This is a genomic window from Burkholderia sp. TSV86, assembly GCF_001522865.1.
In the GTDB taxonomy this organism is placed as follows: Bacteria; Pseudomonadota; Gammaproteobacteria; order Burkholderiales; family Burkholderiaceae; genus Burkholderia.
In genome coordinates this window covers 32,688-45,697 of record NZ_LOWB01000072.1, presented here as the reverse complement: position 1 = coordinate 45,697, position 13,010 = coordinate 32,688, and the positions used below count along the sequence as shown (strand labels likewise).

Below are 13,010 nucleotides of genomic sequence, written 5' to 3'. Positions count from 1 at the left end.
TGCCGCCATGCCGATCCGTTATCAGCCGCTGACCGCCAGAATCACGCTCGACGCCTTGAACGCCGCGATCGCGCGCACGCCTTTCGCGAGCCCAAGCGCATCGGCGCCGTCATTCGTCACGATCGCCGCAAGCGTCGTGCCGCCGTCGAGCGCGAGCAGTACTTCGCTATTCACCGCGCCACGCGTGACCGTCTCGACGACGCCGGGCAACTGATTACGCGCCGACAGCTTGAGCGGCGCGCCGTCGTCGACCGCCAGCACGACCCACGACGCCTTCACGAGCGCGCACGCATCGACGCCGGGCGCGAGCTCGAGCGCGTCGGTGCTCTCACGCGTCAGCACCGCGACGATTGTCTGCCCGCCCGGCAGCGCGAGCGACACTTCGTCGTTGACCGCTCCGCGCTGGACCGACGCGACCTTGCCGAACCATTGATTGCGCGCGCTCGTCTTCATGCCGATTCTCCCGATGAGTTCCCAGTTGAGCGCGAAACCCTCGACGGCCGCGCTCGCCGCATCGATGAAGCGGCGGTGCTCGCGTTCGATCGCCCGATAGGCGGCGATCAACGCGATCGCGCGCGGCGTCAGCGTCGTGCCGCCGCCGCCCTTGCCGCCCGTCGAGCGCAGCACGAGCGGCTCGCCGGCGAGGTTGTTCATCGTATCGACCGCGTCCCACGCGCCCTTGTAGCTCAGGCCCACCGCCTTCGCGGCGCGCGTGATCGAGCCCGTTTCTCCGATTGCCGCGAGCAGCGCGATCCGCGCCGCGCCGCCGAGCGTCTCGGCGCCCGCGCGCACCCAAAGCTCGCCGCGCAATGCGAGCGGCTCGCGCTTATCGCGCGGAGGCGCATCGGTGCGGGAGACGGGGGAAGGCGAAAGCGAATCGGCCGGATCGGCGGCAGCGGTCATCGACGTCGTTTGGCGCAGGAAACACTCATTATAGTCACGCCGATTACGCTCGCTTGCCCCTGATTTTCGGCGCCCGCATCCGGCACAACAACGCTTCGGCCGTCTCTGCCGCATGGCGTTGCGCCATCGCGCCGTAGCCGCGCGCAAAGCCAAGTTGATACGGCGGCGCCGACAGCCGTTCAAGCAAGCCGAGCGCGACAGCGGCATCGTTCGCGTCGCCGAGCACGGTCTGGATGCTCGCGAGGTGCTTGAGCGTCTCGTCCCGCGTGCGGCGCGACGCAAGCGACAAAAAGAATTCGAGCGCATAGCGAAGCCGTTTCGCCTCGATGCGCACCCGATGCCGCGCGGCCGCATCGAGCATCGTCAACCGCGCGCGGCCGTGTAGGCGGCCGAACAGCCGTCTCACGCACCTCGCCGCATGACGCTTGAGCGACGGCGCGTCGTCGCGCGACGGATCGTCAGGTGCCAGCATGCACAGCCATTCGAGCCACGCGAGCGCGAGCCGCGCATAGCGCGCGGTGCCGAGCGCCTGCCGCAACTCGGTACGCGCCGCTTCGCCATGCGCGCTCGCCGCGTCAAGCATCGCGGCCCAGCCAGCCGGGTCACCATCCGCATCGGCGAACCTGGGAAGCGTCGACGTCGCGCAGACGTCCCAATCGCGCACCGCGCCGAGCAATCCGCCCAACCAGCGCAGGTCGGCGGAGAACGCCTCCTTCCATCCAGCATCCGCATAACGCGGGAACAGCCGGGCAAGCGTGTGCAGCCGGCGCAGCGCGACACGCATCTGGTGCACGTATTCGGGATCACTGCCCGTGCGCACGCCCGCTTCGTTTCCGAACCATTGTTCGGTCACGTTGCAGCCAAGCGAGAAGACCGCCGCACGCTGCACGCGCATTCTCGACAAATCGACTGGTTTCGCTTTGAGCGGCGCACTGAGGGCATTGGGCACTTCGGCAGCGCATGCGCTGTCGAACACGCTCGCGAGTGCGGGAAACGCCGGCCACGCGCCGCTCAATTCGCGCGCCGCGCGGAACAGCGCGCGCAATGCGGCGATGCGGGCCTCAGGCGTGTGCGCGTCGGCGACCGAAAGACGCAGCTCGCACATGCGGTGTAGTGCGGGGGCGGTGTTGGCGGTATTGGCGGTATTGGCGGTATTGGCGGTATTGGCGGTGTTGGCGGTGTTGGCGGTGTTGGCGGTGTTGGCGGTGTTGGCGGTGTTGGCGGTGTTGGCGGTGTTGGCCGCCAAGGATACGGGATGAGCGGCAGTCGCGCTGCCAGCCGTGCCACGGCCCACACCCCCATTCGCGGTCACGCCGGCGTTACGGCCGCCATCAGCCTTCGCCTTTTTACTCGATGAACCGCCAGCGGCAATCGTCGCGCGGGCGGCAGCCGCACCGGCATCGAAACTCGCGGCATCAGCCGACGTAGCCGCACGGGGCGGCACGCCTGGGGCGGCGGCAATCGTCCCAGTCTGCGCACCGTCAACCGCGCGAAGGCCAGCGGCCTCCCCCCTAGCGGCAACGTGGCCGCCAAACGGCAACGCACGCACATCGGCAGCGGCGGCGGGCTCGCCGGGCGCGCTCACCAACGTAACGTCGTCGAGCGTCAGCTCCACTTCGACGCCTTGTGCGTCGAGCCAGCGTCCGCGCCGACGATCGACGACAAGCTGCCGCCCGCATGCGGCAGCGGGCGGTGCATCGGCGGGAACGTCGCGCGCCTTCGCCGATGACTCGGCCCGCACTGCATCCGCCGCCGGCCCAGCCGTCTCCGCAGGCTGCATCGCGGGCGCGGCAACGCGCACGTTCTTGCGAGCACCATCGAATCGCTCGCGCACCATCACGCCAGGCGCGAACGCATGACTGCGGACGGCAAGCACGCGCCGCGCTTGCGCGGTGGTCTCGGTCCAGGTTTGCCAATACCAGCCATCGCCAGATTCGGGTTCGGCCTCGCCGAAACAGCATGGCTCGATTGTCACGCGCTCGTGGCCGCGGCGCATTTTTACCGTCGAACAGAGCCGCCACGCCTTTGCCAGCTCCGCGACGAAATCCCGCGCGGCGCGTGAGCGCACGTCACGCCCGGTTTGCCAGTGTTGAGGCTGGAAGTGCAAGACGATTTCCAGAACATGCACCATGAAGTAAAGCTCCGGAGTTGGCTGAGCGGCCCCGCGCATGGCGTGCGCGCCGTGGCCCCCGATGCTCTACATAGTACACGGCCCCTTTTACAGCCGATGTGGCTGAACGCCGCTCAACAGCGGCCGTCCGCCGCATGCCTGCGGCGTTGGGCGCATCGGCGACACAAGGCGCAGCCGGGCCGCCGAGTGCGCCCGCCGGCGCCGCGGGGCTGACGCCAAGCCCCGCGCCCGGATTTCCGGATGTCCAGCCTGACGCCTTCCGATCGTTCAGCGGGCAGACGTCCGCCCTTAAATCGCGTATTGCGCGATTCCGTTTCCGAACGACCAGTTTTCTTTCAGCACCTCGACAAGATTGATAAACACATCCTCACGGCGCACGCCGGGCGATTCGGCAAGCTGATCGGCAATCAGCCGGTACAGCTCGCGCTTCTGGGCGAGCGTGCGCGTATTGTTCGCGGTGATCTGGATCATCACCAGATCGTCGCTGCGCGCGATGCCGAGATAATCGCGGCCATAGAAGAAATTATCGGCGCCGTACTCAGTGATGATCATGAAAATGTCGTCGACGGGCACGTCGAACGCCTGTTGCAGCGCACGATGAACGCCGGCCGACAACGCCTGCCGATATTCGGCGGATTTGCCCTCGCGCAATGCGATCCGGGTGAACGGCATGGTCTTTCTCCTGGTGGAATGAACATGCATGCAGCTTAGGCTCAGCCATCTATAATGAACAGATATCAATCCATATTTCATCTATTTTCATTTTAAATGAAACCGCTTGATCTCGACGCCGTCCGCGCATTCATGCTGGTCGCCGATCTCGCCAGCTTCACGCGCGCCGCCGATGCGCTCGGCACCACGCAATCGGCCGTGAGCCTGAAGCTCAAACGGCTCGAATCGCAGCTGGGCCGGCAGCTTGTCGAGCGCACGCCGCGGCGGGTCATGCTGTCGGCCGAAGGCGGGGCATTCCTGCCAGCCGCGCGCGATCTGCTCGACGCGCACGAGCGCGCGCTCGGCGCGCTGTCGGCCGGCCTGCGGCGGCTGTCGATCGGCGTCAGCGAACACGTCGCGGTGCCCGATCTGCCGGCCGTTCTCAGCGGCCTGCACCGGCACGATCCGGGGCTCGTGCTGGCGATGCATGTCGGCATGTCGGCCGGGCTGCTTGCGCAATACGACGAGCGCCGCCTCGACGCAGCGTTCGTGCGCCACGAGCCCGGCGAAGATCCGCCGCGCGACGACGCGACGACGCTCTTCACCGAGCCGCTCGCTTGGCTCGCCGCGCCGGGCTGGGTGCCGCGCGCGGGCGAGCCTCTGCCGCTCGCGGTGCTGGCTGGCCCATGCGGCGTGCGTGCCGCGGCGTTGCGCGCGCTCGAACGGGCCGGGATTGCGTGGAGCGAGCGCTTCACGGGCGGCGGCGTCGCGGCTGTTGCGGCGGCCGCCGCCGCGGGTCTGGCCGTGTGCCCGCTCACGCGCCGCGTCGCGCCGCGCGAGCTGGTCGACGTCGGCGCACGCCTCGGGCTGCCCGCGCTGCCGGATTCGCAGGTCGCACTCTATTCGCGGGTGCGCGACGCCCGTTCGAACGACACGCTACGCCGCTTTGCCGACAGCCTCGCAAACCCGGCGCAAACAGCCGGACACCGGTAGACTGTCAGATTTCGCCGACCTGTTCGACGCCTGTCATTCGCCTGTCGCCGTTGACCGCATGAATCACGACACCCGCAAACATCTCCGCGCCAATCTGCTGATGCTCGTCGCCGCCGCGATCTGGGGATCGGCGTTCGTCGCGCAACGGCTGAGCCTCGACGTGATCGGCCCGTTCCTGTTTACCGGGCTGCGCTTCTTGCTCGGCGCGGCGGTACTCGTGCCGCTCTTGCAATTCAACGGCGCGGCGCGCTCGCATTGCACGGCGATCGCGCGCGATCGCACGCTGCTGTTGCCAGGGCTGGTGCTCGGCGCGCTGCTCGCGGTGTCGATCTCGTTGCAACAGGTCGGCCTGCAGTACACGAGGATCGCAAACGCAGGCTTCATCACGTCGCTCTATGTCGTGCTCGTGCCGGTCATCGGCGTGTTCTTTCAGCACCGCACGGGCATCGGCACTTGGCTCGGCGCGCTACTCGCCGCGATCGGCCTCTATTTCCTGAGCGTCGACGAGCGCTTCTCGATCTTGTACGGCGATTGGTTCCAACTCGGCAGCGCGATCGTGATCGCGATGCACGTGATGGCGGTCGGCCACTTCGCGCGCCGGCACGATCCGCTCGTGCTGTCGTTCATGCAATTCGCCGTATGCGGCACGCTGTGCCTGCTGCTCGGACTCGCGATCGAGCCTGTCAGCGTCACGGCGCTCAAGCACGCGCTGCCGACGGTGCTGTATGGCGGGCTGCTGTCGGTCGGCGTCGGTTATACGCTGCAAGTCGTCGCGCAGCGCGACGCGGCGCCCGCGCATGCGGCCGTGATCTTCAGCATGGAAGGCGTATTCGCCGCGATCGCCGGCTGGGCGGCGCTCGGCGAAACGCTGTCGCTGCGTGCTCTGCTCGGCGGCGCGCTGATGCTTGGGGGGCTGCTCGTCTGCCAATTGCTGCCCGATCACGCGCGCCGCCGCGCTGGCGGCAAAGACAACGACGTACTTGCCGCCTGAGCCGCTCCCTATAATGTCGTTTCCTCTGTCTTCCTGACTATTTCGCGAAGGGAAACACCGTGACTCCGTCCGTCGTCGACCCGGCCAAGCCGGGCGCCGCGCTGCTGCGCGAGCGAGCCGCGCGCTTTGCCGCCGAAGTGGCTCTGTTCGTGCGCGATCATGCGCTGTCGATCGCATCGCACGATCTGCGCAGTCCGCTCAACGCGATGCAAAGTTGGGCGTATGTGCTGGAACGCCGGCTCGCGCCAGGCGACGACAGCCTGCAACGCGCGCTCGCCGGTATTCGGGCTGGCATCGAGCAGCAGACGGCGCTGCTGGAAACGATCGTCGATGCGCCGCGCGCCGAAACCCGCGCGCTCGCGCTCAAGCGCGCGAGCGCGCCGATCGACGCGCTCGTCGACGAATGCGTGGCGCTCGCGCGCGCCGCACTCGGCGATGCGCGTGGTACGGCGATCGTGATCGCGTCGCGCGTCCAGCCGGATAAGGCGCTCGACTGCGATCGCGAACGGATCGCCCAGGCGCTGTGGACCATGCTGACTTTCGCAATCGACGCGAGCGCGCCCGGCGGCGAAGTCGCGCTCTCATGGGAGACCGGCGCGGACGTGATGCGTTTCGCCGTGACGTTTGCCGCCCATCCGCACGCGCTGACCGACGCGACGCTGCCGCACGCGTTCGAGACGTTCGCGCGGCGCGACGCGCTCGCCGAGCGCCACGGCAAGCGTCCCGCGGCCGTGTTCGCGCTATGCGACCGGGTTGCGCGCGCGCACGGCGGCGCGTTCGCATCCGATGCGCTCGCGAGCGGCGAGCGAGCGGCCATCACGCTGACCCTGCCCGCACCGTACAGATGATCAGGCCATCCGCGCACGAAGTCGCCGCATGTTGTCTGGCAATTATTACATTTTCCTTTCCAGCCTTATACTGACGCTTCGTTCATTTCTGGAGTCGCTTCGTTGATTCAGATCGTCGCGCTTGCCGGCGCGCTGCTCCTTGTGGCCCTCAACGGCTTTTTCGTCGCCGCCGAATTCGGTCTCGTGAAGCTGCGCGCCACGCGTGTCAAAACCCTTGCCCGCCAGCACGGCATGCGCGGACGCATCCTGAAAATCGTCCACTCGCGGCTCGACGCGTATCTGTCCGCGTGCCAGCTCGGCATCACGCTCGCGTCGCTAGGCCTCGGCTGGGTCGGCGAGCCCGCGTTCGCGCAATTGCTCGAACCGGTGCTCAGGCTTGCAGGCATCGAATCGGAGCGGATCGTGAGCCTGATCTCGCTCGTCTTCGCGTTCTCGGTGATCTCGTTCCTGCACATCGTCGTCGGCGAACTCGCGCCGAAATCGATGGCGATCCGGCAGGCCGAGAAGACCGGCCTCTGGGTCGCGCTCCCGCTGTATGCGTTCTATTGGGCGATGTATCCGGCAATCTGGGTGCTCAACGCCAGCGCGAACGCGGTGCTGCGGCTCGCGGGCCTGTCCGCGAGCCATGACAGCGACACGCACTATTCGACCGACGAGCTGAAGCTGATCCTCAAGAGCCGCCGCAATGCGAGCGGCGCCTCGAAATCGCCGAAACTTGCGTACAGTTCCGACGAATGGAACACGCTCGCGCACTCGCTCGATTTTTCGTCGATGACCGTATCGGACCTGATGCGCCCGGCTCACGAGATGATCGGTCTGCGCCGCGACGTGCCGCTCGCGGCCAACATGGAAGTCGTCGCGCGGCACCGCTTCAGCCGCTATCCGCTGTTCGACGACGGCGCGCGCGAACGCGTGAGCGGCCTCATTCATCTGAAGGATCTGCTGCTTGCGCGGCACGCGAACGCGTCGCTAGACGATCTGTCCGCCTACGTGCGCCCTGTCCAGTACGTGAAGCCCGATACGCCCGCGCTCGACCTGTTCCGGCGCTTCCGCAAGGGCGCGCCGCACTTCGCGCTGGTCGGCGAGCGGCACTCGAAGCCGATTGGCTTTCTGACGCTCGACAATCTGCTCGGCGCGCTCGTCGGGCAAATTCACGACGAATTCCGCCAAGGCGACGCCGAATGGAACCGCCTCGACGACGGCACCTTGATCGGCAAGGGCAGCCTGCCCGTCGTGTCGCTCGAGCAGGCGCTCGGCATCGACATCGACGAGGGCCGCGCCGAATCGGTCGGCGGGCTCGTGATCCAGGCGCTCAACGATCTGCCGGCCGAAGGCCAGCGCGTGTCGTTCGAACGCTTCGATATCGTCGTGAAGAAAATGAGCGGACCGCGAATCGTGCTCGTGCGCGTGTATCCGAAGGTGCTCAAGGATGCGGACGAATGAACGGGCGGGCTCGACGCGACGCCGCGCCCTCGCGCTTGGGCCGGTCGCGGGCCGTATGAGCGCGCCGTGCGCATCGCGGGCGCTTGCCGGATGTATGACGAATTCGTTATATCCGGTTCGCCAAACCTGGCGGTTTCGCGTCGAAGCCGCTTCGCCGCGCCGCGAAGCGTGGCGGCCCGCGCAAGCCGGTTACCGCGACGAACCGGCCAGGGGATGACGCGATGCCCTCCCCGCTCGCGCTGCCGCCGCACTATCTGATCACGCCCGAACCTGCATCTGATTCGGACGCGGATCTCGCAACATTCGTCGAGCGGCTGTCGGCCGCGCTCGCGGCGGGTTGCTCGCTTGTCCAGCTACGCGCGAAAACGCTCGATGCCGCCGCTTACGCGGCGCTCGCCGTCGAGGTGATTGCACGATGCCGCACGAGCGGCGCGCGGTTGATCGCCAACGGGCCGCTCGATGGCGATGCCGCGCTCGCGCTCGGTGCAAGCGGCGTGCACCTGGGCAGCGTCGCATTGCGCGCGGCGCGTGCACGCCCCATCGCGCCAACCGGTTTGCTGTCGGCCGCGTGCCATTCGCTCGACGATTTGCAGCACGCGCAGCGTATCGGCGTGGATTTCGCGACGCTGTCGCCGGTCCTGCCGACGCTCACGCATCCTGGCGCACCAACGCTCGGCTGGACTCGTTTCGCAGACTATGCGGCACAAACGCGCGTGCCGGTCTACGCGCTCGGCGGCATGACGCGCGAACATTTGCCTTTGGCCCGCGCGCATCACGCACACGGTATCGCAGGAATTCGCGGGTTTTGGTGATCGAACCGGCCGCGTCGGCGGAGCTGCTCATCACATGCCGCGCAGTAAGTCGGGCGCGCCGTCCGCGTACTGCCGCGCATCGTGCGTCAGCGCGTAACGGTTGACGTCGCCCGTCAGCCACGCGACGAGCGCATAAGGCGGCAATTCGCCGTTCGCGACCCGATCCCGCGCCCGCGCAGGCGTCTCGAACACGATCCGCCCTGCCGGCGCGTTGCGAAACGGCAGCGGCCGCTGCGACAGGTTCAGCGCAATGCTGAGCGTCTCGCCGTCGCCAAGCCGCCAAGACGCGATCAGCGCATCGGCCTCGGCGCCGTCAGCCGTGTGCAGCATGTCGGTGCTGCGCGGGCGCACGTCGACGAGCCGCGGCGCGATCAGCTTCGCGCGCACCGCAAGCGCCGATTGCACGAAGTGGCGGCGTGACGGGTCGCCTGCCACGCCATCGAAGATCAGCGGAATCTGCGGCGTCAGCAACGACAACGCAAGCGCGGCGAGATCCACCTCGCGCACACTGCGCACGATGCCGTCGGACAACACGAGCGACGTCAGCGGCAACGCGATGTCCGCCATTGCGCCGTCGCCGCCGGCCGCGCGCGTGCGCTGAAACACCGCGCCGCCTGCCGTCAGCGCACGCGCGAGCGCATGGATCGACTGATGCGTCGATACGCCGTCGCCAAGCGCGCGCTCGCGGCGGCCCGTGAGCCGGTACAGCGCGCGTTCGCCGCAGCCATTCCATTGCGCATCGAAATGCGTATCGGCAAGATGCGACGGATGCCGTTCGCTGCCGAGCACGAGATGCACGATCCGGTCAGCCGGCAATGCCGCGCGCACCCGGTCGGCAATTTCGCGCAGCCAGACGTTGCCGATACGATCCGCCTCGCGAATGCGCAGTCCATCGAATCGATATTCGTCGAGCCAGAACAACGCGTTATCGCAAAAAAAATCGCACACCTGAGGATGATCGAGCGCGAGCAGCGGCGCTTGCAGCGGATCGTCACGCGTATGGAAAAACGGCTGCGCGTATTCGCGCAACGCGGCGGTGCCGCAGCCAAGGCGCGCGTAATCGAGATCGAGCAGCACCGCGAGGCCATAGCCGTGCGCATCGTCGATCAGGCGCTTCAGCGCGTCGGGGCCGCCATGCGCGGCGCACGGTGCGAACGGCAAACTGCCGTCGCGCGCGTGGGGCGCGGCGAGCAGCTCCAGCGCCGTCACGCCAAGCTGCGCGAGCTGCGGCAAGCGGCGGCGTATACCGTCGTAGCCGCCCGCCGCGCCGGGTTGAACTGCGTAAAGCGCGATCTCCTCCCAGGGCCGGCCACGCCAGAACGTGTGACGCCACGTGAACGCGCGCGGGTCGATCACCTCGCTCGGGCCTTCGATGCCGTCCGGCTGCGAGCGCGACGCGGGATCGGGAATGATCAGCGTATCGTCGAGCCGGTAGCGATAGCGCGCATGTGCGCCGCAATCGGCGAACGTCTCGAACCAGCCGTTGCCCGCAAGCGCCATCGGCTGCTCGCCGGCATCGCCGTCAGGGGTTTCGATCAACAGTGTGACGGCCGCATGTGCGGGCGCCCAGATACGGAAATGCGTGCGAGTGGTGGCGCAGGCCGCGCCGCACGGCTGCGCGCCGAATGGCAGGCAGTGCGAATAATGACGCGCATACGGATCGTGAGGGCATTCGGACACGACGCACTCCTCCTGCGTTCAGAGGCATGACGAAACGCCGCGTGCGGCGCGCATGCATGTAACGCTTCAGTCCGACGAAGAAGGGAATTCAGTATGCGCCGATTCGAACACCGAAGCGAGCGCCGGAGCGCTGTTTTAAACATGGAGCGACCCCGAAAAACGCGGAATCGGCTTGGCACGCTGTCTATAATCGTACCCGACAGGCGGCATTCGCGAACCGGGCAAACCGGCCGTTAGCCGCCTCGCCAGGCTCTCGCATCGCGAAGCCGACGAATCAGAACGAAAACGACCATGCAAAAATCTATCGGGAACCTGCGTGTGCTCGTGCGCGCCGCTCACCGCGCACTCGCCGCCCCGGCGTTGTGCGCAGCGCTGTTCGCAGCGCCGCTTGCGCCGGATATGGCGCGCGCTGCGTCATATGTGGCCGTCGACACCGGGCATACGCCGGCCCATCCGGGCGCGAACGCAGCCAGCGGGCGCGCCGAATACCGGTATAACCTGGATTTATCGGCTGCCGTGGCCGAGCGTCTGCGCGCGCATGGCGGCCGCGTGCTGCGCATATCGGCGGATGGCCGCGAAATCGCGCTGAACGAGCGCGCGACGCAAGCGCCCGACGCGGATCTGTTCGTGTCGATCCATCACGACTCGATTCAGCAACCGTTCATCGATGCCGGCCGCCAACGTAACTTCCGCGGTTTCGCCGTATTCGTCTCCGAACGCAATCCGCATTACGCGCAAAGCCTGCGGTGTGCAAAATCGATCGCGCGACAGCTCGTCGACGCGGCAGAGACGCCGTCGCTGTATCACGCGCAACCGATTCGCGGCGAAAACCGCCCGCTGATCGACGCACGCCTCGGCATTCACCGCTTCGACGATCTCGTCGTGCTGCGCACCGCGCCAGTCCCGGCCGTGCTCGTCGAAGCGGGCGTAATCGTCAACCCCGATGAAGAGGCGCGGCTCGCGCGCCCCGGCACGATCCGCCGCCTGGCCGACGCGATCGCCAAGGGTATCGACGCGTGCAGCGCGCATCAGCCTGCACCCGATCAGCCGAGCAGCCCCGCCGCGACGTTCACCGACAAACCCAGCACCGCCATATTGAAATAGAACGACAAGATGGACTGCGCGAGCGCCGCGCGCCGAATCGACCGGCCGCGCAGCGACACGTCCGACGTCTGCGACGCGACTGCGATCGTGAACGAGAAATACAGGAAATCCCAATAATCCGGCTCGTGATGACTGTCAGGAAATGACAGCGCCCGCTCGTCTTGCGGCGATTGATAGTAGAGCCGCGCGTAGTGCAGCGTGAAGATCGTCGGAATCAGGAACCACGCGCCGAACATCGTCGCGCCCGTCACCGCGTAATGCACGAGCCCCGAGCGAAAGCCAATGCCCTTCACGCTGACGAGTTCGACCACGATCGCCGCGATGCTCGCGACCGTCGCGACGCAAATGATGGTCAGCAAGATCGTCGCTTTCTCGTCGTCGAGCATGGCGATCTTGCGCACCTGATCGTGATGCGCGCGGGTCATCTGCGTCCAGATCAGCGCGAGATACAGCCAGACCGTACAGTCCCAGCCGATCAGCGCGCGCACGAAAGGCCGCAAGGGCCCCGGCAGCAGCAGGCCAACCGCAATGCCCGCAGCAAGCGCGAGCATCATGCGCGGACGGTTGCGCAACACTTGCGGGTAGAGCGTCATAGTCGTGGAGAATTAGCGTTCGAAAGTAGGATGAAAGACAGTGTCTGCCGCGTCGCACGAGGCTGTGATTATTGTGTCATCGCAACGGCTGCGCCAAGCGCGACTGTGCCCTAAGATGGGCGGATGGATACCGCCCCCCTGATTTTGCATCACGAAGCAAACCGCGCCGGCCGCGATTTCGTCGTCGGCGATCTACACGGCTGTGTCGATCCATTGCGCGTGCTGCTGCACAACGTGCGTTTCGATCCGGTGCATGACCGGCTGTTCTCGGTCGGCGATCTCATCGATCGCGGCGAGCAGTCCGAGCAAGCGCTCGCGCTGCTCGAGCGCCCGTGGTTTTTTTGCGTGCTCGGCAATCATGAGGACGTGCTGTGCTCGGTCGCAGCTGGCTCACTGCCGATGAGCGTCTGGCAGCGCATTGGCGGCAATTGGGCGGCCCAGTTGCCCGAGGCCACGCTCGCGCGCTATCAGCGGCGGCTGCGCGAATTGCCGCTCGTGCGCACCGTTGGCGAAGGCGACGCGCGCTTCAATGTGCTGCACGCGGAATTTCTCGGCAGCGACGCCGAACTCGATCGCGGCGAATACGCCCCGGACGTGGCGACGCGGCTGCTGTGGGGCCGCGAGCTTGCATACGGACGCGCAGATCCGGCGCGGCAAGCAGGGCTGTCCACTACCTATTGCGGACATACGCCCATGCACGACGTCGTGCGCATCGGCGCGCAAACGTTTATCGATACGGGTGCGTTCGACCCGTCGGGCCGGCTCACGCTGCTCGACACGAAAAGTGGCGAGCATTGGTCGCTGTCGGTCGCGGCCGCGCGACGTCAGCGCGCAGCCGAAATTGCGCTGCCGTAGCGCGGC

The 13,010-nt window shown here is 67.0% G+C and carries 12 protein-coding genes; 7 read left to right on the top strand and 5 right to left on the bottom strand.

Annotated elements, in window-relative coordinates:
• Positions 1 to 21: 21 nt before the first annotated feature.
• From WS68_RS10995 to WS68_RS10985, 3 genes are all read right to left on the bottom strand, one after another.
• Positions 22 to 903, bottom strand: coding sequence for a TOBE domain-containing protein (locus WS68_RS10995; protein WP_059570858.1), 882 nt, complete (start codon positions 901 to 903; stop codon positions 22 to 24).
• A gap of 43 nt (positions 904 to 946) precedes the next feature.
• Positions 947 to 3,034, bottom strand: coding sequence for a CHAD domain-containing protein (locus WS68_RS10990; protein ID WP_059570857.1), 2,088 nt, complete (start codon positions 3,032 to 3,034; stop codon positions 947 to 949).
• A gap of 288 nt (positions 3,035 to 3,322) precedes the next feature.
• Positions 3,323 to 3,706: a tautomerase family protein gene (locus WS68_RS10985; protein ID WP_059570856.1), complete on the bottom strand. Its 384-nt coding sequence runs from the start codon at positions 3,704 to 3,706 to the stop codon at positions 3,323 to 3,325.
• A gap of 96 nt (positions 3,707 to 3,802) precedes the next feature.
• On the opposite strand from WS68_RS10985, the gene WS68_RS10980 reads away from it, so the two are divergent.
• The 5 genes from WS68_RS10980 to WS68_RS10955 all read left to right on the top strand — a co-directional run bounded on the left by WS68_RS10980 (position 3,803) and on the right by WS68_RS10955 (position 8,772).
• Positions 3,803 to 4,678, top strand: a complete 876-nt coding sequence (locus tag WS68_RS10980; protein WP_059570855.1) for a LysR family transcriptional regulator — start codon at positions 3,803 to 3,805, stop codon at positions 4,676 to 4,678.
• Positions 4,679 to 4,736: 58 nt separating this feature from the next.
• Positions 4,737 to 5,669, top strand: coding sequence for a DMT family transporter (locus tag WS68_RS10975; protein ID WP_059570854.1), 933 nt, complete (start codon positions 4,737 to 4,739; stop codon positions 5,667 to 5,669).
• A gap of 59 nt (positions 5,670 to 5,728) precedes the next feature.
• A complete protein-coding gene (locus WS68_RS10970) occupies positions 5,729 to 6,517 on the top strand; it encodes a sensor histidine kinase (protein ID WP_059570853.1) in 789 nt (262 codons plus the stop codon).
• A gap of 102 nt (positions 6,518 to 6,619) precedes the next feature.
• Positions 6,620 to 7,960, top strand: coding sequence for a hemolysin family protein (locus tag WS68_RS10965; RefSeq protein ID WP_059570852.1), 1,341 nt, complete (start codon positions 6,620 to 6,622; stop codon positions 7,958 to 7,960).
• A gap of 221 nt (positions 7,961 to 8,181) precedes the next feature.
• Entirely contained in the window at positions 8,182 to 8,772 is a 591-nt protein-coding gene (locus tag WS68_RS10955) for a thiamine phosphate synthase (RefSeq protein WP_059570850.1), read from the top strand.
• A gap of 30 nt (positions 8,773 to 8,802) precedes the next feature.
• Here WS68_RS10955 and WS68_RS10950 read toward each other — a convergent pair whose 3' ends face one another.
• The gene (locus WS68_RS10950) at positions 8,803 to 10,452 is read right to left on the bottom strand and encodes a DUF3459 domain-containing protein (RefSeq protein WP_059570849.1); all 1,650 of its coding nucleotides are present in this window, start codon (positions 10,450 to 10,452) and stop codon (positions 8,803 to 8,805) included.
• A gap of 291 nt (positions 10,453 to 10,743) precedes the next feature.
• On the opposite strand from WS68_RS10950, the gene WS68_RS10945 reads away from it, so the two are divergent.
• Positions 10,744 to 11,556, top strand: coding sequence for an N-acetylmuramoyl-L-alanine amidase family protein (locus WS68_RS10945; protein ID WP_082709954.1), 813 nt, complete (start codon positions 10,744 to 10,746; stop codon positions 11,554 to 11,556).
• On the opposite strand, the gene WS68_RS10940 is transcribed toward WS68_RS10945, so the two are convergent.
• Positions 11,496 to 12,149 carry a DUF1345 domain-containing protein gene (locus WS68_RS10940; protein WP_059570848.1) on the bottom strand — a complete coding sequence of 218 codons (654 nt, stop codon included), beginning with the start codon at positions 12,147 to 12,149 and terminating at the stop codon, positions 11,496 to 11,498. The two genes, WS68_RS10945 and WS68_RS10940, sit on opposite strands and share 61 nt — an antisense overlap.
• 123 nt (positions 12,150 to 12,272) lie before the next feature.
• On the opposite strand from WS68_RS10940, the gene WS68_RS10935 reads away from it, so the two are divergent.
• Positions 12,273 to 13,004, top strand: coding sequence for a metallophosphoesterase (locus tag WS68_RS10935; protein ID WP_059570847.1), 732 nt, complete (start codon positions 12,273 to 12,275; stop codon positions 13,002 to 13,004).
• Positions 13,005 to 13,010 lie beyond the last annotated feature (6 nt).